Source organism: Novosphingobium sp. BL-A-41-Hi4A-0G (assembly GCF_055521735.1).
In genome coordinates this window covers 3514925-3533698 of record NZ_CM145501.1, presented here as the reverse complement: position 1 = coordinate 3533698, position 18774 = coordinate 3514925, and the positions used below count along the sequence as shown (strand labels likewise).

Below are 18774 nucleotides of genomic sequence, written 5' to 3'. Positions count from 1 at the left end.
AAGCCGCTAGCCGCAAATGCGCGGGAATCAAAGTCTGGAGTTACGCGCGGGCTGGCGCGTGAAGTGCCTGAACGGCAGCGCCAACAAACTCCTGCCGCGCCCGCATCACTTCCTGCAGGATCGGCTTGGGAGAATGGGCATATTCGCTGGGGCTCATCCCCATGAAGCGATGGAAGTCGCGCACGAACTGCGCCTGATCGTGATAATGGCTGTCAATCGCCCCGATCCATTTCAGCGACGGGTCCATCATGTACTGGACGAGGCTGCGCATGAAGCGCTGGCGGCGCAGCAGCAGGCGCGGCGGGAAGCCGAAATGCTTGCGGCACAGGCGTTCGAGCGTGTGGGCGGGCAAGTGCGCGGCCTCGGCCATTTCGTGAACGGTACCCACGTCAGGATCAATCAGAGCGGCATGGCAGGCGGCGATACGGGGATCATCGGGTTGCGGATCATGTTCCAGCGCCCGCTCGAAGAAGCGCGTGATGTGGGCGAGTTCGGCCTGCTCGTCGCGGCCGGGGCCGAACACGTCGCGCACCAAGGTGCGGAACGGCGCGAGGAAGCGCTCGCTGGCGACATCGTAGATCCGGTCGGCATGGAGGTTTGCCGGTTGCCGCACGAAGCGGGCCCAGCCCAGTGGCAACAGGCCTATGCCCCATATGCGCGTGGTGCCGGTGGTGAATTCAAGCGCAATGCTGGTAGGCCCGGTGGCATTGGCCTGCACGCCCTTGAACGGGGGCTGGCCAGGCAGTTGCGAATCCGGAAAGTCACCCTGATATACGCGCAGGTTCGCCCATTCGGGATGGAGGTGGTCGGTCACGCGGCCACCGTCTGCCACGTCGATCTCGGTGAGGTAAAAGGTTGTGAAATAGCGCTGCAGCGGCTCTGGCGGCCGATGGAATCGAACCCGGACTGTGCAGTCCCCGGTCAAGCTGTGTGCGCCCCTGTTTTACTTTAGTTATGCATTGTTCATCCGCACACTGCCTCGCACTTGCGCGAATCGCAACGAAAAAGGGCGGCTCCCGAAGGAACCGCCCTTTTTGACGTGTTAGCGTTCTCGCGCCGGTCAGGCGGCGGGAAGCGCAGCCTTCGCCTGAGCGATGACGGCGGTGAAGATCGCACCTTCGTTCATCGCCAGATCGGCCATGGTCTTGCGGTCGAGCTCGATCCCGGCAAGCTTGGTGCCGTGGATGAACTGCGAGTAGGTCAGGCCTTCGGCGCGGACAGCAGCGTTGATGCGCTGGATCCACAGGGCGCGGAAGGACCGCTTCTTAACCTTGCGGTCGCGATAGGCGTACTGGCCTGCCTTTTCGACGGCCTGACGGGCGACGCGGATGGTGTTCTTGCGACGGCCGCGATAGCCCTTCGCCTGATCCAGAATCCGCTTGTGCTTTGCTCGGGTGGTTACACCACGCTTGATACGGCTCATAGTTCAGCGCTCCTCAGTTCAGCCCGTAGGGCGCCCACTTCTTGATCACCTTTGCATCTGCATCGGAGATCACGTCAGTGCCGCGGTTCTGGCGGATGTACTTGGCGTTGTGGCTGATCAGGCGGTGGCGCTTGCCGGCAACGCCGTGCTTCACCTTGCCGGTGGCGGTGAGCTTGAAGCGCTTCTTCACGCCGCTCTTCGTCTTCATCTTGGGCATTTTCGTCTCCTGAGTTCGACGCGTCCGATCTGCCTTGGCAGCCCTTGTGGCCAGGCCGATCATCGAATCCGTGTCGGTTGAAGGTGGGGCCGTTAGGGGAAGCGGCGCGGAAAGGCAAGGGTTGAGAGGGGGAGAAGTTCTGGGAGCACCGGTCCGCTTCCCCGCCCGGCCACCTCTCGGAGCAGGCTTTGGGTGGCCTGGCGGGGGAGCGGGCCGGTGCCGCAAGCCCCCGACGGACGTCGGGGGCGCACCCAACAAATGACTCAGCCCTTCCCGATGTCCGCCAGATCGTATGGCGTGGTCTGATACGTCTCGTTGATCCAGTTGCCGTAGAGCAGGTGACCGTGGCCGCGCCAGGTGTTGGCTGGCATCGCCTGCGGGTCGTCGCCGGGAAAGTAGTGGCGCGGCAGGTACTTGCCCTCATCGCGCGCATATTCGCCTGCCAGCGTCAGCGTGTCGTACTCGAGGTGGTTGAACATGTGCAGCGTGTTGTGGGCCGGGTCGTCAATCAGGCACAGGCCGGTTTCGGCGCTGTCGGCCAGCACCGTCAGGCCACGGCCTTCGGGCAGGTCCTCACGCCGCACTTCGCTCCAGCGCGAGACGGGCACGTCGAACACGTCGGGCAGTCCGCGCATGAACGGGCTGGCGGGCGCGTGGTTGACGTGGCGGAATACGCCCGAGGCCTTGGTCGACAGGGGGTGCTTGTCGATGCCATGGAAGTGATGAAGTGCCGCCATCGCGCCCCAGCAGACCGACAGGGTGCGGTGGACGTTGCTTTGCGACCAGTCGAAGATGCGGGTGAGTTCGTCCCAATAGCTCACATCTTCATAAGGGATCGTCTCGACCGGCGCGCCGGTGACGATCAGCCCGTCATACTTCTCGGAGCGCACTTCCTCCCATGGGCGGTAGAACGAGGAGATGTGGCCCGCCGAGGTGTTCTTGCTGACGTGGTCCGAAATGCGCACGAGTTCGAGTTCCACCTGCAGCGGCGTTGCGCCGAGCAGGCGGGCGATCTGGGTTTCGGTGGTGATCTTGTCGGGCATCAGGTTGAGCAGGGCGATGCGCATCGGGCGGATGTCCTGGCGCGCGGCCTCGGTCTCGCTCATCACGATGACGCCCTCGGCTTCCAATGTCCGGCGGGCGGGGAGATTGTCGGCAATCCTGATCGGCACGGTCTTCGCGTCTTTCTTCAACCTGAGGGGGAAGACGCTGCAGCGGTGTCCGTGTCCGTTTGGTTGCCGGATCGGCCACATCCCATCTCCATCGCTGGATCAGGTACCACCTTGCCCGGATCGGCAGGTTGGCGTTGGAGCGTCACCCCAACTCTCGATGTAGACCGACAGATAGTGCGACGTTGATAGCTTTGCAACGGCCCACGCGGACAGGTGCGGATGCCGCTCGCAGGACTTGCTATTGCAATCCACTCGCATTATTAATGCGAATCATTGGCAGGTAGCCCCTGCCACGGACACCGCCACGGAGACCGGACGCAATGTTCATCTGCATCTGCAATGCCATCCGTGAAAAGGACATCCGCGCCACGGCGCGCTGCCACGCCGGCAATGCCGAGGAAATCTACGGCCGCATGGGCTTCAAGCCACAGTGCCGCCAATGCCTCGATGATGCCGAGGACGTGATCGCCGACGAGCGTTCCTGCGCCCTGGCCTGACGCTTCGCCCGTCATTGCAAAGTGTTGCGCGGCTCCGGTGCGAGTCGTTCGCGCTTTGTCGGCACTGCAGTGCGGCGTAACGTGGCGCCATCAATCGTAATGGAGCCAGCGCCATGAAGGGCGACGCCAAGGTCATTGAATATCTCAACAAGGCCCTGCTCAACGAGCTGACCGCGATCAACCAGTACTGGCTGCACTACCGCCTGCTCGCCAACTGGGGCGTCAAGAAGCTCGCCGAGTACGAGCGCCACGAATCGATCGACGAGATGAAGCACGCCGACATGCTGGCGGACCGCATCCTGTTCCTTGATGGCCTGCCCAACTTCCAGGCGCTGGGCCGGTTGCGCGTGGGAGAATCGGTCGAGGAAATCCTCAAGGCCGACCTCGCCCTGGAAATGGACGCCCTGCCCTTGCTGAAAGACGCCATCGCCCATTGCGAGAGCGTGCGCGATTTCGTCAGCCGCGATCTCTTTGCCAAGATCCTCGAGAGCGAGGAGGAGCACGTCGACGTGATCGAAAAGCAGTTCGACATGATCGAACGCATGGGGCTGGCCAACTACATCCAGCTCAACAGCGAAGCGGCGGAAGCCTGAGCTCTCACCGCCCGATACATCGTCGCCCCGGGCTCGACCCGGGGCCCCGCTCCTGCTCTCCGCTTCCTGTGAACCTAGGAAGCGGGATCCCGGGTCAAGCCCGGGATGACGAGAGATTTGGAGGGAATTACGCGCTGCCGGTTTGCGCCACGAGATGCGAAGGATCGATCCCCTCGCTCTTCCACGTCTGGAGCCAGCGTCTGCCGGTGGGGGTGTTGAACAGGATCTCGCTCCGCCCCTTCGCGGCGTACCAGCCATGGCGGCGCATCTCGCCTTCGAGCTGGCCTGCGCCCCACCCGGCATAGCCGAGCGCGACGAGATAGCGGCTTGGCCCCCGCCCTTCGGCAATCGCGCGCAGCACATCCATCGATGCGGACAGCTCACACAGCGGATTGACCGTGACGCTGCCTTCGCCGCTCCAGTCGTTCGAATGGAGCACGAAGCCACGCGCGGTTTCCACCGGGCCGCCGTTCAGGACCGGAACGTCGGGCGCGAGGCCGGGGTCGATGCCGATATCCTCGAGCAGCCCGTGCAGGGTGATGCCATCGCGCACGTGGCCGATGCCTATGCCGAGCGCGCCGTGCTCGTCATGGACGCACATGGCCACCACGGCATGATCGAAACGCTCGTCGCCCATGCCCGGCATGGCGAGGAGCAGGCGCCCGGAAAGATACTCGGCTTCACTCATCCGTCAGGAGATAGGGATGCATGCGTCCGGTTGCCAGAGCCGCCCATTCAGGCTGCGGCCTTGATCTTGCGGTCCTCCGCAGCTTCCAGCAGCTTCTTCTCGACGGCATTCATGCGGCTTTCGCTGTCGATCTTCTCGCCCAGAACGTCGGTGATGTAGAAGGTGTCGACCGCGCGCTCGCCATAAGTGGCGATATGCGCCGAATGGACGACCAGCCGCGCCTCGAACAGGGCCCGCGCCAGCTGACTGAGCAGGGCCGGACGATCGCGCGCGCCAACCTCGATCACGGTATAGCGGTTGGAGGCCTTGTTGTCGAAAATGACGATGGGGCGGACGTCGAAGGCATCCGCGCGTGGACGGGCGAGCGGGCGCGCGGCCAGCTGCGGCACCAGCTTGACGCGGTTGGCCAGAGCATCGGCAATCGCGTTCTTGAGCCGCGCTATCTGGCTCGCCTCGTTGAGCGGGCGGCCGAGCGGGTCCTGCACGAGGAAGTTGTCGACCGCCGTACCGTTGCGCGCGGTGTGAATGCGCGCGTCGATGATATTGCCGCCGGCAAGGTGGATGCCGCCTGCGATGCGATAGAACAGGCCGGGATGGTCTGCCGCCAGCACGGTGACGAGCGTCGCCCCGCGCGCCGGATACCAGTGCGCCTCGACCGAAAGCGGCTCGCCCAGCGCCGTGTCCATCTGCTGCAGATTGAGCGCGATGATGTCCTCCGGCTCGGCGATCCAGTAGGCATCGCGCAACTGCTTGCCCACCGTGCCGATGAGCGCATCGCGCTCGCGAAGAATCGTGGCGACGGCCTTCTTCTTGGCCGCGATGCGCTCGGCACGGCCGTGGGTCTTGTGGCCCAGCCGCAGCATCTCCTCGGCCGAGACGAACAGATCGCCCAGAAGCTGCCGCTTCCACGAATTCCACACGCCCGGTCCCACCGCGCGAATGTCGACCACGGTCAGAATCAGCAGCAGGCGCAGGCGCTCCTGGCTCTGCACAGTGTTCACGAAGTCGGCGATCGTCTTGTAGTCGGCCAAATCGCGCTTGAACGCGGTCGCGCTCATCAGCAGGTGCCAGCGTACCAGCCACGCGACAAGTTCGGTCTCGGCTGCCGAAAGCCCCAGACGCGGGCACAGCTTCATCGCAACTTCTGCGCCAAGCACCGAATGGTCGCCCTTGCGGCCCTTGGCGATGTCGTGAAGCAGCGTCGCGACATAGAGTACGCGGCGCGAGGCGACCTTGCTGACCACTTCACTGGCCAGCGGGTGATCGGCCTTGGCCTCGCCCTTCTCGATCTTGGCGAGCAGGCCGATGGCGCGGATGGTGTGCTCGTCCACCGTGTAGTGGTGGTACATGTCGAACTGCATCTGCGCGATGACGCGGCCAAAATCTGGCACGAAGCGGCCGAAAACACCTGCCTCGTTCATCCAGCGCAGCACGGTCTCGGGATCGTTGCGGCTGGTCAGCGTCTCCATGAACAGCGCATTCGCGCGCGGGTCCCGGCGCATGGCGGCATCGATCAGGCCGGAATCGCGCCGGGCGATGCGCATGGTTTCGGGATGGATTTCCACCCCCTCTGCCGCCGCGCAGGAGAACAGTTCGAGCAGGCGGACCGGCTCGTCCTGAAACGTAGTGTCCGAAGGTGCGGCAAGCTTGCCCGCGTCGATCACGAACGGCCCGACCTTCTTGCGCCGACGGCTGCGCAGCGCTGCAAAGAAGCCGCGCTTCTCGCCCGCGAACTGCCCGTCGAGCTGCGCAAGGAAAACGCCGGTCAGCGAGCCGACCTGCTTTGCCTGCAGGAAGAAGTACTGCATGAACCGCTCGACTGCGCTCTTGCCGGGGCGGTCGGCGAAGTTCATCCGCATGGCGACTTCGCGCTGAAGATCGAATGTCAGCCGGTCCTCGGCGCGCTTGGTGATGGTGTGGAGATGGCAGCGCACCGCCCAGAAGAAGTTCTCGGCCCGGCGGAACGCGCGGTACTCTTCTGCGGTCAGCAGCCCGACATCGACCAGTTCGGAAGCGTCGCGCACCTTGTGGATGTATTTGCCGATCCAGTAGAGCGTGTGCAGGTCGCGCAGGCCGCCCTTGCCTTCCTTGACGTTCGGCTCGACCACATAGCGGCTGTCGCCCAGCCGCTTGTGGCGCTGGTTGCGCTCCTCGAGCTTTTCCGCAACGAACTGCTTTTCGGTGCCGTTGACGACCTCCGCCCAGAACCGCGCAGAAGCGGCATCGAACAGATCGCGGTCACCCCAGACATAGCGTCCTTCGAGCAGCGCCGTGCGGATGGTCAGGTCGCTCTTGGCCATGCGCACGACTTCGTCGAGCGAGCGGCTGGAATGGCCGACCTTCAGGCCCAGGTCCCACAGGTAATAGAGCAATGCCTCGATCACCTGCTCGCACCACGAGGTCGGCTTGATCGGGGTGACGAAGGCAATGTCGACATCCGAATGCGGCGCCATTTCGCCGCGCCCGTAGCCGCCCACGGCGATCAGCGAGATACGCTCGCCCATCGAACGGTTGCTGGCACGATAGATGCGGCCGACGACGTGATCGTAGATGATACGGACCAGCTGATCGACGAGGAATGCCTGCGCCTGCGCGCACTCGGTCCCCGCCGAAGGCTTGGCCTCGAGCCTGCGCGCGATCTCGGCTCGCCCGTCCTCAAGAGCGCCACGCAGTAGCTCGACCACCGCGGCGCGCGATTTCTCGCCCTTCTCGGCAAAGGCCGCGGCAATGGCGTCGGCCAGATGGCGGCGGTCGATAATGGCACGCTGGTTGGCGATCCGGGGGAGCATCATGCTCCCACCATTATCGCCTCAGGTCCTAGCGTCCAGTAACAAAGGCTATCAGGAAGCCAGCCACTCCTTCGTATAGCGTTCCCGCAAGGAGCGCTTGTCGACCTTTTCTGTGCCCAGACGCGGCAGGGCCTCGTGCACTTCCCAGAAGCGCACCGGGATCTTGAACGGGGCAATGTGCTGCTTCAGGAACTCGCGCAGCTCCTCCTCGGTGGCAGAGCAGTCCTCCTTGGCGAGATAGACCGCAGCCGGAACTTCGCCGAGCTTCTCGTCGGGCAGGCCGAACACGCTTGCCTCGGCGATGCAGGGATGGGCGTAAATCGCGCTTTCCACCTCGATGCACGAGATGTTTTCGCCGCCACGGATGATGATGTCCTTCTTGCGGTCGACGATGAACAGGTAGCCCTCGGGGTCGAGATAGCCGAGGTCGCCGGTGCGGAAGTAGCCATCGGCGGTGATCGCCTCGCGCGTCGCCTTCTCGTTGTCCCAATAGCCGAGGAAGTTGCAGATCGAGCGGATCGAGACTTCGCCGACCTGTCCCTGCGGGACGGGCTTGCCGTCATCGTCGAGGATGGCAAGATCGACCAGTGGGCGCGAGGCGGTGCCGGTGCTGCCTGGCTTGGCGAGGTAGTTCTCGTTGAGATTGCCGCAGCCCACGCCATTGGTCTCGGTCAGGCCATAGCCGAGCAGCGGGAAGGCGTGGGGCAGTGCCTTGCGGATGCGGTCGACATGCTCGACCGGGCGCGGCGCACCACCTGCGGCGAACGAGACGCAGGTGGACAGGTCGTACTTGTCGCGGTCCGGATGGGTGGCGATCTCGAAGCTCATCAGCGGCACGCCGACGAAGTAGGTCACCTTCTCGCGCTCGATCAGCTTCATCGCCTCGACCGCATCCCACTTGGGCATCAGCACCAGCTTGCGGCCCAGCGCGAAGGACTGAAGGAACACCGGGACCTCGCCCGTCACGTGGAACAGCGGCACGTTGACCAGCGTGACCGGCTGCGAACCTTCCGCCGGACCCTCGCCCCGCGCCGTCAGGATCGCGAGCATGGCAGCGGACTGGCAGACGTAGTTCATCGTCCCCTGCACCACGCCGCGATGGTCGGAATAGGCGCCCTTGGCCGATCCGGTGGAACCGGAAGTGAATAGCACGGTGGCCAGATCATCGCCGGTGAGGTCCGGCAGGATCGTCTCCATCCCGCCGCCGTTTGCGAGCAGAGCGGCAAGGCCTTGCGCATAATCGCAGTCGTGGCCCATCGGCAGGATCTGCGCGCCATGGGCATGGCCTTCAAGCCGCGCGGCGCGCGGTGCATCGGCGATGACGAAGCGGCACTTCACCAGATCAATGCCGTGGGCCAGTTCCTCGCCCTGCCACCAGCCGTTGAGCAGGGTGGCGCAACCGCCCGCCATGAGCACGCCCATGTAGGCGATGACCCAGTTGGCCGAATTGCGCGCGGCAATGCCGACACGTTCGCCCTTCTGCAGCTTCAGCCCTTCGACCAGACCGCCCGCGACATGGCGCGCGGCCTTGTAGACTTCGGCAAAGCTCAGCCGCGTCTCGCCATCGACGATGAACGTCTTGCCACCATGGGTGGCGCAGAAATAGGCGAAGTAGGCCGGAAGATGTGGCGGTGCGGCGGCGATCATCGGCAACTGCTGCCCGAACCGCTCTATCGGAACCGTGTGGAACATCGCCCCATCGGCAGTAAGCGCGCCAAAGGCGCCGTCCATGGCAAGGTCCAGCTCGGTCTTCATGATACCCTTTCGTCTCCTCACCCTGACGCCGTCTTGTTTCGCGCCTTTTTCGGGTTTGCCTGCAACCTTTTCCCTGTGCCAATACGTTAGCCTATCGGGCGCGTTTGACAGCATGAAAACGGGCCAACCAAAACATGCTGGCCTTAAAGTTCTAGGGAGTTCGTTCCTTGCTGTCACTAGTGTCAACAACAACCGCGCTTGCCGTAGCGTCGGCCTCCGCAGCAAGCGGACATGCGCCGATTCGCTGGGAGGATCTGGGCATCGGGCCGATCGCGCTCGACCTCGGCTTCTTTGCGCTCAAGTGGTATTCGCTGGCCTATCTGGCAGGGATCGTGCTCGGCTACTGGCACCTGTCCAAGATGATCAAGCAGCCCGGATCGCCCATGGCGCAGCGCCATGCCGACGACCTGTTCTTTTACGCAACGCTCGGCATCATTCTTGGCGGGCGCCTCGGCTATGCGATCTTCTATGCGCCCGAACTGCTGACGCACCCCGGCAACCTGCTGAAGCTGTGGGAAGGCGGGATGAGTTTTCACGGCGGCCTGATCGGTACGGTGCTGGCCATCGCATGGGTCTCGTGGCGCGGCGAACTCAGCTTTGTCCGCGTGTGCGACTATATCTCGGTCTGCGTGCCCTTCGGCCTGCTGTTCGGTCGCCTTGCCAACTTTGCCAACGGTGAACTCTGGGGGCGCGAGGCCGGGCCGGATGTGCCCTGGGCGATGGTCTTCCCCGGCGGCGGTCTGGTCGCGCGCCACCCGAGCCAGCTCTACGAAGCCGGGCTAGAAGGCCTTGTGCTGGCCATCGTGCTGCTGCTGCTGTTCTGGAAGACCAAGGCGCGCTGGCGCACCGGCCTGCTCGTCGGCACGTTCACCCTCGGCTATGCCCTGTCGCGCTTCACCGTCGAGTTCTTCCGCGAGCCTGACGCGCAGTTGCAGGACTTCGCGCTGCAGACGGGCCTGTCTATGGGCCAGTGGTTGACCATTCCGATGATGGCCGTGGGACTGTTCTTCCTGCTGCGCGGCCTCCTGAGAAAGCCGCTGGCAACAGGCGGAGCCGTTCCGGCGTGAACCCTCCGCTGCTCGATACCTTTGCCCGGCTGATCACAAACACCGGGCCGATCAGCGTGGCCCACTACATGGCCGAATCCAACGCGCGCTACTATTCCAGCCGCGACCCCTTCGGCACGGCAGGCGACTTCATCACCGCACCCGAGATCAGCCAGATGTTCGGCGAGCTGATCGGGCTGTGGCTGGCCGACATGTGGATCCGCGCCGGACGGCCTGAGCCGGTCCACTACGTCGAACTCGGACCTGGCCGTGGCACGTTGGCCCGCGACGCCCTGGGCGCGGCAAGGCGCTATGGCCTCAGCCCTCGCGTCCACTTCGTCGAGACCAGCACCGCGCTCAAGGCGATGCAGCTTGAACTGCACCGCGATGCGATCTGGCATGCCGACCTCTCGACCTTGCCAAGCGACGGTCCACTGCTGATCGTCGCCAACGAATTTCTCGACGCTTTGCCGGTGCGCCAGTTGGTGCGCATGGCCGATGGCTGGCGAGAGCGCATGGTGGGCCTCGCCGACGGTCGCCTGATCCCGGTGGCCGGAAGCGCGCCCATGGACCCTGCTGTCCCCGCAGACCGCCGCGAAGCACCCGAAGGCACCATCGTCGAGACCTCACCCGCATGCGCTGCGGTGATTTACGAAGTCGCCGGGCGACTGGCGGCGCAGGAGGGAGCAGCGCTGTTCATCGATTATGGCCATGCCCTGCCGCGCTTCGGCTCGTCGCTGCAAGCGGTGCGCGAGCATCGCAAGGTCGATGTCTTTGCCTCGCCCGGCGAAGCGGACCTGACCGCGCACGTCGATTTCTCTGCGCTCGCCCCCATCGCCCTGTCGCGCGGCGTGCGCTGGCTCGGCACGGTCGAGCAGGGCCGCTGGCTGCGCGCGCTCGGCATCGAAGCCCGCGCCGATGCGCTGGCCGCCTATGCCCCCGACCACGCCGAGGCTATCCACGCCGCGCGCGAGAGGTTGACCAGCGAAGGACAGATGGGCGTCCTGTTCAAGGTTATGGGACTCGCCGGGCCGCGCTGGCCGGATGGTGCAGGATTCGCATCTCCGGCCTGATCGCCGCAAAGCAGCGCCACAGGCCTGAAAAAGCCCCGAAACACGGGGTGTGACAAGGGCTGATTCCCGCACCAAAATGCCTGTTGGCAAAGCCGGGGCTTTGCGTCTATCAGGCGCGCCAAGTGGGGGCCGGGGCCGTGCATTTGCGCGTGCCCGGTTCCCGTGCGGTTCCGGTGCCCATGTGGTTAGCCCCATGGGCAATTTCCAGAGCCGTTCCAAAGGGGCAAGTTGGACCGTGCGCGATCCGCGTGCGCGGCGGCAGCAGGCAGGGAATTTCAATGGCTGAACAGGCAAGCATCGACACTTCGGCACAGGCCGAAGAAGGCGTGCGCCGGCGCGATTTCATCAATATCGCGGCGGTGAGTTTTGCGGGAGTTGGCGGCGCTGCCGTGCTGGTCCCGCTGGTGAGTCAGATGGCACCGTCGGCAGACGTTCTGGCGCAGAGCTCCACCGAAATCGACATCTCGGCGATCCAGCCGGGGCAGGCGATCAAGGCGGTTTTCCGCAAGCAGCCGGTCTTCATCCGCAACCTGACGCCGGAAGAAATCTCCGCGGCCGAAAAGGTTGACGTCTCCTCGTTGCGCGATCCGCAGTCGCTGGAAGAGCGCACCAAGGAAGGCAAGACCAACTGGCTCATCACGATGGGCGTCTGCACCCACCTCGGCTGCGTGCCGCTGGGCGCCGGCGAAGGCGAAGTGAAGGGTGAGTTCGGCGGCTACTTCTGCCCGTGCCACGGTTCGTCCTATGACACCGCGGCGCGCATCCGCAAGGGCCCGGCACCGAAGAACCTCGAGGTGCCCGAGTACGCATTCACTTCCGACACTGTCGTGAAGATCGGCTGAGGACAGGAAACATGAGCTTTCCCTGGGCAAATGAATACAAGCCGGCCAACGGCCTGACGCAGTGGCTTGACGAAAAGCTGCCGCTGCCCCGCTTCGTCTACAACGCGGTCGGCGCCGGTTATCCGGTTCCGCGCAACCTGAACTACATGTGGAACTTCGGCGTTCTCGCCGGCTTCTGCCTCGTGCTTCAGATCGTGACCGGCGTCATCCTCGCGATGCACTACGCCGCCAACGCAGGCGTTGCCTTCGACAGCGTCGAGCACATCATGCGCGACGTGAACTGGGGCTGGATGCTGCGCTATGCGCACGCCAACGGCGCCTCGGCGTTCTTCTTCGTCGTCTATCTCCACATCTTCCGCGGCTTCTTCTACTCTTCGTACAAGGCCCCGCGCGAGATGATCTGGCTGCTTGGCGTGGTCATCTTCCTGCTGATGATGGCAACCGCGTTCATGGGCTACGTGCTGCCCTGGGGCCAGATGTCGTTCTGGGGCGCCAAGGTCATCACCGGCCTGTTCGGCGCGATCCCGGTCGTCGGCGAACCGCTTCAGGTCTGGCTGCTGGGCGGCTATGCGCCTGACAATGCCGCGCTGAACCGCTTCTTCAGCTTGCACTTCCTGCTGCCCTTCGTGATCGCGGGTGTCATCATCCTGCACATCTGGGCGCTGCACATCCCCGGCTCGTCGAACCCGACCGGCGTCGAAGTGAAGAGCGAAAGCGACACCGTTCCGTTCCACCCGTACTACACGGCAAAGGACGGCTTCGGACTCGGCATCTTCCTGCTGATCTACTGCGCAGTGCTGTTCTTTGCGCCGAACATGCTCGGTCACCCGGACAACTACATCCCGGCGAACCCGCTCTCGACGCCTGCACACATCGTTCCGGAATGGTACTTCTGGCCGTTCTACGCGATCCTGCGCGCCTTCACGTCGGACTTCTTCTTCATCCCGGCCAAGCTGATGGGCGTCCTTGCGATGTTCTCGGCGATCCTGGTGTGGTTCTTCCTGCCCTGGCTGGATACCTCGCCGGTGCGTTCGGGCCATTACCGTCCGCTGTTCCGCAAGTTCTTCTGGCTCCTGCTGATCGACGTGGCCGTTCTCGGCTACTGCGGCGGCGCGCCTGCTGCGGAACCTTTCGTGATGATCTCGCAGATCGCCTCGATGTACTACTTCCTGCACTTCCTCGTCATTCTCCCGCTCGTTTCGTCGATCGAGAAACCGGAACCGCTTCCGTTTTCGATCACCGAAGCCGTGCTCGGCAAGGATGAGAGCGCCGTGCTCAACGCCAACCCCGCTGCTGCCTGAGCCAGCCGAAGCGTTAGAGAAAGAGAACCCTATGGTCCGTCTTTTTGGCCCCCTGGTCGGCCTCTTCTTCGCGGTCGCGCTGCTCTGGTCGTTCGGCAACGGCGCCTACACCGCGATCAAGGAACCCGCTGCCCCCACGGCAGAGCACGAGTTCCATCTCCACCCCAAGGAAGTGAAGTTCGCTTCCGATGGTGCCTTCGGCAAGTTTGACAAGCAGCAGCTCCAGCGCGGCTTCCAGGTTTACAAGGAAGTTTGCTCGACCTGCCACTCGCTCAAGCATGTCGCGTTCCGTGACCTTGCTGCCCTCGGCTACTCGGAAGCCGAAGTGAAGGCGATTGCCAAGGAATGGGGCGCCAAGCAGCCGACCTTCGACCCGAAGACCGGCGAGCGCGGCGAGCGTGACAACATCCCGTCGGACTACTTCCCGACCGTGTACTACGCAGGCCAGGGCAATCCGCCAGACCTCTCGCTGATCACCAAGGCTCGTCACGACGGTGGTGCCTACGTGCACTCGCTGCTGACCGGTTATCAGGAGCAGCCCGCCGAGCTTCTCAAGAAGTTCCCGGATGCCAAGACCCCGGACGGCCTGTACTACAACCCGTACTTCGCGAACCTCAACCTCGCGATGCCGGCACCGCTCTCGGGCGACGGACAGGTTACCTATGCGGATGGCACAAAGGCCACCGTCGACCAGATGGCGACCGACGTCTCGGCCTTCCTGATCTGGACGGCAGAGCCCAAGATGGACAAGCGCAAGCAGACCGGTTGGGCAGTGCTCGGCTTCCTGCTGGTCGCCACGGTGCTGGCCTACCTCGCCAAGAAGAACGTCTGGGCTGACAAGCACTGAGTTTCAGGCACTAAGCTTCAGACACCGAGTTCTTCGCCAAGGCGAAACGAACAAAGGCCACCGGAAACGGTGGCCTTTTTCGTATCCAGCGATAGCATCACGCCGCGATGACACCCGTAGAAATCAAAGCCCTCGTCCGCACCGTGCCGGACTTCCCTGCCCCCGGTATCCTGTTCCGCGACATCACTACGCTGATTTCGCATGGTGAGGGATTGTCAGCCTGCGTCGATCACCTCGCCGACAGGGCGCGCGCCGCAGGGGCCGAAGCAATCGCAGGCATGGAAGCGCGCGGTTTCATCTTCGGCGCGGCCGTGGCGGCACGGATGGGCGTCGGCTTCATCCCGGTGCGCAAACCGGGCAAGCTCCCGGTCAAGACCATCGGCATCGACTATGCGCTCGAATATGGCCGAGATAGGCTGGAGATCGACCCTACGGCCATTCCGCAGGGCCAGTGCGTGGTGATGATCGACGACCTGATCGCCACCGGCGGCACCGCGCTAGCGGCTGCCGAACTGCTCCGCACGGCCGGGGCGCGCGTGACCCACGCGCTCTTCGTGATCGACCTCCCCGACCTCCACGGCGCCGCCCGCCTGCGCGATGCAGGACTCACGGTCGAGGCACTGATGGATTTTCCGGGGCATTGATCCGGTAATGTTTGATCTCGACCAGTTCTCGATGATTGGTGCAGTTCGTCTGCCGGGCCACGCTTTGCATGCCATCACCAGCGTTGTAGAGGCATTGGACTGCCTACCTAACGGACATGCCGGTCTTCGCCTTCGTGACAATGCAGCCCTCCGCGAACTGATCGGAGGACAAAGCAGCATCGGGCAGACGGCACGGCACGCCATAGGCCCCGGCGCCATGCCAGTTCGCGCGATTCTTTTTGACAAGTCAACGAAGGTAAACTGGTCCCTTGGTTGGCATCAGGACCGTACGATCTGCGTGAATGGGAGGATCGACACGCCGGGTTACGGGCCATGGACGGTCAAGCAGGGCATTCACCATGTCGCCCCGCCCATCGAACTGCTCGAAAGAATGGTGACGATGCGGATCCATCTGGACGACGTTCCCGAGAGCAATGCACCTCTCCTCATTGCACCCGGGTCCCATCGCATGGGTCGCATAGCCGAGTGTGACGTTGCCGAAACGGTGAAGCGATGTGGCACAGTTGCCTGTGTCGCACACGCCGGTGATGTCTGGCTGTATTCGACACCGATATTGCATGCTTCCGAGGCCGCTGCCGCCCCCAGCCGCCGCCGGGTCCTGCAAATCGATTATGCTGCCGGCGCATTGCCGAACGGACTGACTTGGGCAGGTATTTGAAATGACTAAGGGCGGCCCACCGGACCGCCCTTTTTTATATTCAACCGGGCAGCAAAATCACTCCACCAGCATCAGGGCATCGAGCGCCACCACGCCCTCGCCCATGGGGTGCAGGATGACCGGGTTGAGGTCGATCTCGCGAATCGAGGGCTCCGCGCGCAGCACCTGCCCGACCTTGACGATCAGCTCCGCGAGCGCAGGCACGTCGAGCGCCGGTGAGCCGCGATAGCCGCACAGCAGCGCCGCGCTCTTGAGCTTCATCAGTTCGGCCTCGACCGCCTCCTGCGTCAGGTCGGCGGTCAGCAGGCGAACGTCCTGCAGGATTTCCGCCGTCACCCCGCCGAAGCCCGCCAGTACGACCGGTCCCCATTCGGGATCGTTCTTCGCGCCAACAATCATCTCCATGCCGCGCTTGCCCATGCCTTCGATCAGCACGCCATCGAGCCGGATCGACGCCGAATAGGCCGCGACATTGGCGTGGATGCGCTCCCACGCCTCGCGCACGGCGGCATCGCCAGCAAGGTTGAGGATTACGCCGCCCGCGTCGCTCTTGTGTCCGAGCGCAGCGGCCTGTGCCTTCATCGCCACAGGATAGCCCACGGCCTTCGCCGCCGCGACCGCGGCATCGGCGCTCGCAGCGAAACCGCCCTTGGGGAACGACACGCCGATGGGGCCAAGCAGCTCCTTAGACTTGTATTCAGGGATCACGCCATGGACATCCGCCAGCCCCGCCAGCGGAGTTGCCGGAAGATCGTTGACCGAAAGATCCTGCGCCGCCCAGTGCGTCAGCCGCGTCACGGCCCGCAGCGCGCGCTCGGTCGTCGGGAACCACGGAATGCCCGCCGCGCGCAGCGCCGCGATGCGCTCGGCCGGAACCTCGGCCCCTTCGTCGAGGCCGGCAAAGATCACCGGCTTGGTCAGCGCCTTGCCCTCGACGGCAGCAAGGATCGCGGGGAACTTGATCGCACAGGTGATCGGTTCGGCCTGGATGATCCCGGCGAACACGGTGCCCACGCGATCATCATCCAACAGCGCCTCGATGCAGCGGGTGTAGATCGCCGGTTCGGACAACCCTTGCGCGGTGATGTCGAGCGGGTTCGAAACCGGCACGAACGGTGGCAGCGCGGCGCGCAACAGCGGCGAATCCTCATCGTGCAGATCGGCCAGCGGCAGATCGAGTTCCTCCGCCAGATCCAGCGTCAGCGCCTTGAATGCGCCCGATTCTCCCAGCACCGCGGTATTGCCCGAAGGCAGGACCGGGCAGCGCGCGGCGATCTCGGCAATGTCGCCCAGTTCTTCCAGCGTCTCGGCAAAGATCACGCCAGCGCGCGCGACCATGGCGCGCATCAGCTTGTAGTCGCCCGCCATCGCGCCGGTATGGGTCGCCGCCGATTCACGCGCCGCGCTCGACTTGCCGGGGTGGAGCAGCACCACCGGCTTGCCCGCCGCCATGGCCCGTCGCGCCGCCGCCAGAAACGCCTGCGGCTTGCGGAACTGCTCGACGATCATCGCGATGGCATGGGTATCGTCCTGATCGACCAGCCAGTCGACATAGTCCTCGACCCCGCTCGCCGCCTCGTTACCGGTCGAGACCGAGTAGGACACGCCGCAATCGCGCGCGAGCAGCATCGTGCCCAGCACCGCTGCCATCGCGCCAGACTGCGAGACGATGCCCACCGCGCGCTTGCCCGCAGGCGGCACGGCATTGGTCTCGACGAAGGTCAGCGGAATACGGTCGACATAGTTGACAAGGCCAAGGCAGTTCGGCCCCTCGACGACCATGCCTGCCTCATGCGCGATGCGTGCGATCTCGCGCTGTTCGGCAAGGCCTTCCTCGCCGCCTTCGGCAAAGCCTGCCGAGAAGATCACCACGCCGCCGCACTTGCGCGCCGCGAGCGACTTGACCGCGCCCAGCACGCCAACGCGCGGAATGGCCAGCACGGCAACGTCCACGCCTTCGGGCAGCGCCTCGACAGATGGGTAGCAGCGCTTGCCCATGATCTCTTCGCGCTTGGGGTTCACCGGATAGATCGCGCCCGCATAGCCATTGCGATCGAGATTGGTCAGGATCGTCGCGCCAAGCGCACCCGGCTTGTCCGAAGCCCCGATGATCGCCACGGATTTCGGGCGCAGGAGACGGTCCAGCGCGGCGTGAGAAAGACTCGCTTCGGTCATCAGGCATCCTCCGATTTCGCTATGCGATATAACAATGATCGGAGGGAGGGCAAGTGGCCTGCGGTCAGGCCTGCACGACCCTTTGGTGCAAGATGCCAAACGGCGCGCGGCCTGTGGCATCGACCGCCTCCATCCGCACTGTATCGCCAAAGGCCATGAATGCGGTCTTCGGCTCACCCTCGTCCAGCACCTCGATCCCGCGCCGCTCGGCGATGCAGGAGGAGCCGATTTCGCGGAAGTTGGCATTCGAGACGGTGCCCGAACCGATCACCGTGCCCGCCACCAGATCGCGCGTGCGGGCAGCATGCGCAACCAGCTCATGGAAGCCGTAGCCCATCGCGTGGCCGTTCGCCGAGCCGAAGCGCTTGCCATTCCAGTCAACCAGCAGGTCGAGGCAAACGCGTCCGTCCTTCCACGCATCGCCCAGCTCGTCGGGCGTCACCGCGAAAGGTGCCATCGCGCAGGCAGGCTTTGCGCCGATCCAGCCGAACCCGGTCTTCATTTCCGGGCCTGCCAGCGTGCGCAGCGACCAGTCGTTTATCTGCACGATCAGGCGGATATGCCCCAGCGCCTCAGCCGCAGTGGTGCCCATCGGCACCGCATCGACAATCACCCCGAACTCGCCCTCGAAATCGATGCCGAGGTCCTCGGACGGAAACCGCGCGTCGCTGCCGCTGGCCATGAAGGTATCGGACATGCCCTGGTACATCAGCGGCACGTCGGTCTTGGGCTTGGTGATGCCGAGCACCGCGTCCATCAGGTCGCCGTGGCTCTGGAAGGCAGAGCCATCGAGCCATTGCCACGCACGCGGCAGCGGCGCGAGCAGAGCGGCCTGATCCAGCGCTTCAGGGAACTCCGCGATCGCCGCCAGCTGCCGCGCCAGCGCGGTCCACTGCTCCATCAGGTCCTGCAGCGTCGCCACCGGGGCCAGTGCATAGCGGTCCCCCGCAGGCGATAGCAGCACCAGCCGCCCGTCACGGGTGCCGTCGTTCAATGTTGCGAGGCGCATCTCATTCTCCCTTTGCGGCCGTGA

The 18774-nt window shown here is 64.3% G+C and carries 18 protein-coding genes and 1 riboswitch; of the genes, 9 read left to right on the top strand and 9 right to left on the bottom strand.

Going from position 1 to position 18774, the window contains the following annotated elements; genetic code table 11:
- Positions 1 to 40: 40 nt before the first annotated feature.
- The 4 genes from ACZ1JX_RS17185 to ACZ1JX_RS17170 form a co-directional block, all read right to left on the bottom strand.
- Positions 41 to 925: an AraC family transcriptional regulator gene (locus ACZ1JX_RS17185; RefSeq protein WP_465124705.1), complete on the bottom strand. Its 885-nt coding sequence runs from the start codon at positions 923 to 925 to the stop codon at positions 41 to 43.
- Between the two features lie 135 nt (positions 926 to 1060).
- On the bottom strand, positions 1061 to 1423 hold the full coding sequence (gene rplT / locus ACZ1JX_RS17180) for a 50S ribosomal protein L20 (protein WP_196275514.1): 363 nt from the start codon (positions 1421 to 1423) through the stop codon (positions 1061 to 1063).
- A gap of 13 nt (positions 1424 to 1436) precedes the next feature.
- On the bottom strand, positions 1437 to 1640 hold the full coding sequence (gene rpmI, locus ACZ1JX_RS17175; RefSeq protein WP_039333769.1) for a 50S ribosomal protein L35: 204 nt from the start codon (positions 1638 to 1640) through the stop codon (positions 1437 to 1439).
- Between the two features lie 263 nt (positions 1641 to 1903).
- The gene (locus tag ACZ1JX_RS17170) at positions 1904 to 2812 is read right to left on the bottom strand and encodes a homoserine O-succinyltransferase (protein WP_465126449.1); all 909 of its coding nucleotides are present in this window, start codon (positions 2810 to 2812) and stop codon (positions 1904 to 1906) included.
- A 49-nt stretch (positions 2813 to 2861) separates the two neighbouring features.
- Positions 2862 to 2978, bottom strand: a riboswitch (SAM-I-IV-variant riboswitch).
- 154 nt (positions 2979 to 3132) lie between these two features.
- On the opposite strand from ACZ1JX_RS17170, the gene ACZ1JX_RS17165 reads away from it, so the two are divergent.
- A complete protein-coding gene (locus ACZ1JX_RS17165) occupies positions 3133 to 3309 on the top strand; it encodes a (2Fe-2S)-binding protein (RefSeq protein ID WP_144907489.1) in 177 nt (58 codons plus the stop codon).
- A 113-nt stretch (positions 3310 to 3422) separates the two neighbouring features.
- A complete protein-coding gene (gene bfr / locus ACZ1JX_RS17160; protein ID WP_465124704.1) occupies positions 3423 to 3902 on the top strand; it encodes a bacterioferritin in 480 nt (159 codons plus the stop codon).
- 127 nt (positions 3903 to 4029) lie between these two features.
- Here the strand turns inward: bfr and ACZ1JX_RS17155 are convergent, their stop codons facing one another.
- From ACZ1JX_RS17155 to ACZ1JX_RS17145, 3 genes are read right to left on the bottom strand one after another with little or no spacing between them, the layout of a single operon-like run.
- Positions 4030 to 4590 carry a YqgE/AlgH family protein gene (locus tag ACZ1JX_RS17155; protein WP_465124703.1) on the bottom strand — a complete coding sequence of 187 codons (561 nt, stop codon included), beginning with the start codon at positions 4588 to 4590 and terminating at the stop codon, positions 4030 to 4032.
- Between the two features lie 47 nt (positions 4591 to 4637).
- Positions 4638 to 7382, bottom strand: a complete 2745-nt coding sequence (locus ACZ1JX_RS17150; RefSeq protein ID WP_465124702.1) for a [protein-PII] uridylyltransferase — start codon at positions 7380 to 7382, stop codon at positions 4638 to 4640.
- Positions 7383 to 7430: 48 nt separating this feature from the next.
- Positions 7431 to 9134, bottom strand: coding sequence for a class I adenylate-forming enzyme family protein (locus ACZ1JX_RS17145; protein ID WP_465124701.1), 1704 nt, complete (start codon positions 9132 to 9134; stop codon positions 7431 to 7433).
- A gap of 179 nt (positions 9135 to 9313) precedes the next feature.
- Between ACZ1JX_RS17145 and lgt the strand changes: the two genes are divergently transcribed.
- From lgt to ACZ1JX_RS17110, 7 genes are all read left to right on the top strand, one after another.
- Positions 9314 to 10201: a prolipoprotein diacylglyceryl transferase gene (gene lgt, locus ACZ1JX_RS17140; RefSeq protein WP_465124700.1), complete on the top strand. Its 888-nt coding sequence runs from the start codon at positions 9314 to 9316 to the stop codon at positions 10199 to 10201.
- The gene (locus ACZ1JX_RS17135; RefSeq protein WP_465124699.1) at positions 10198 to 11253 is read left to right on the top strand and encodes a class I SAM-dependent methyltransferase; all 1056 of its coding nucleotides are present in this window, start codon (positions 10198 to 10200) and stop codon (positions 11251 to 11253) included. The genes lgt and ACZ1JX_RS17135 overlap by 4 nt, the downstream gene beginning before the upstream one ends.
- A gap of 278 nt (positions 11254 to 11531) precedes the next feature.
- Entirely contained in the window at positions 11532 to 12095 is a 564-nt protein-coding gene (gene petA, locus ACZ1JX_RS17130; RefSeq protein WP_465124698.1) for a ubiquinol-cytochrome c reductase iron-sulfur subunit, read from the top strand.
- An 11-nt stretch (positions 12096 to 12106) separates the two neighbouring features.
- Positions 12107 to 13396, top strand: coding sequence for a cytochrome b (locus ACZ1JX_RS17125; protein WP_465124697.1), 1290 nt, complete (start codon positions 12107 to 12109; stop codon positions 13394 to 13396).
- Positions 13397 to 13427: 31 nt separating this feature from the next.
- Positions 13428 to 14243: a cytochrome c1 gene (locus ACZ1JX_RS17120; RefSeq protein ID WP_465124696.1), complete on the top strand. Its 816-nt coding sequence runs from the start codon at positions 13428 to 13430 to the stop codon at positions 14241 to 14243.
- 107 nt (positions 14244 to 14350) lie between these two features.
- Entirely contained in the window at positions 14351 to 14887 is a 537-nt protein-coding gene (locus ACZ1JX_RS17115; protein ID WP_465124695.1) for an adenine phosphoribosyltransferase, read from the top strand.
- Between the two features lie 7 nt (positions 14888 to 14894).
- Complete coding sequence (locus ACZ1JX_RS17110; RefSeq protein WP_465124694.1) at positions 14895 to 15566, top strand: phytanoyl-CoA dioxygenase family protein; 672 nt, start codon at positions 14895 to 14897, stop codon at positions 15564 to 15566.
- 57 nt (positions 15567 to 15623) lie between these two features.
- On the opposite strand, the gene ACZ1JX_RS17105 is transcribed toward ACZ1JX_RS17110, so the two are convergent.
- Both ACZ1JX_RS17105 and ACZ1JX_RS17100 read right to left on the bottom strand, forming a co-directional pair.
- A complete protein-coding gene (locus ACZ1JX_RS17105) occupies positions 15624 to 17741 on the bottom strand; it encodes an acetate--CoA ligase family protein (protein WP_465124693.1) in 2118 nt (705 codons plus the stop codon).
- A gap of 64 nt (positions 17742 to 17805) precedes the next feature.
- Positions 17806 to 18750 carry a fumarylacetoacetate hydrolase family protein gene (locus tag ACZ1JX_RS17100; protein WP_465124692.1) on the bottom strand — a complete coding sequence of 315 codons (945 nt, stop codon included), beginning with the start codon at positions 18748 to 18750 and terminating at the stop codon, positions 17806 to 17808.
- Positions 18751 to 18774 lie beyond the last annotated feature (24 nt).

Bases quoted from the DNA above. Each gene is read 5' to 3' on its own strand.
- ACZ1JX_RS17155 (WP_465124703.1), bottom strand. From the start codon at position 4,590: ATGAGTGAAGCCGAGTATCTTTCCGGGCGCCTGCTCCTCGCCATGCCG.
- ACZ1JX_RS17165 (WP_144907489.1), top strand. From the start codon at position 3,133: ATGTTCATCTGCATCTGCAATGCCATCCGTGAAAAGGACATCCGCGCC.
- ACZ1JX_RS17115 (WP_465124695.1), top strand. From the start codon at position 14,351: ATGACACCCGTAGAAATCAAAGCCCTCGTCCGCACCGTGCCGGACTTC.
- ACZ1JX_RS17125 (WP_465124697.1), top strand. From the start codon at position 12,107: ATGAGCTTTCCCTGGGCAAATGAATACAAGCCGGCCAACGGCCTGACG.
- bfr (WP_465124704.1), top strand. From the start codon at position 3,423: ATGAAGGGCGACGCCAAGGTCATTGAATATCTCAACAAGGCCCTGCTC.
- ACZ1JX_RS17150 (WP_465124702.1), bottom strand. From the start codon at position 7,382: ATGATGCTCCCCCGGATCGCCAACCAGCGTGCCATTATCGACCGCCGC.
- ACZ1JX_RS17145 (WP_465124701.1), bottom strand. From the start codon at position 9,134: ATGAAGACCGAGCTGGACCTTGCCATGGACGGCGCCTTTGGCGCGCTT.
- ACZ1JX_RS17110 (WP_465124694.1), top strand. From the start codon at position 14,895: ATGTTTGATCTCGACCAGTTCTCGATGATTGGTGCAGTTCGTCTGCCG.
- rpmI (WP_039333769.1), bottom strand. From the start codon at position 1,640: ATGCCCAAGATGAAGACGAAGAGCGGCGTGAAGAAGCGCTTCAAGCTC.
- rplT (WP_196275514.1), bottom strand. From the start codon at position 1,423: ATGAGCCGTATCAAGCGTGGTGTAACCACCCGAGCAAAGCACAAGCGG.
- petA (WP_465124698.1), top strand. From the start codon at position 11,532: ATGGCTGAACAGGCAAGCATCGACACTTCGGCACAGGCCGAAGAAGGC.
- ACZ1JX_RS17120 (WP_465124696.1), top strand. From the start codon at position 13,428: ATGGTCCGTCTTTTTGGCCCCCTGGTCGGCCTCTTCTTCGCGGTCGCG.
- ACZ1JX_RS17105 (WP_465124693.1), bottom strand. From the start codon at position 17,741: ATGACCGAAGCGAGTCTTTCTCACGCCGCGCTGGACCGTCTCCTGCGC.
- ACZ1JX_RS17100 (WP_465124692.1), bottom strand. From the start codon at position 18,750: ATGCGCCTCGCAACATTGAACGACGGCACCCGTGACGGGCGGCTGGTG.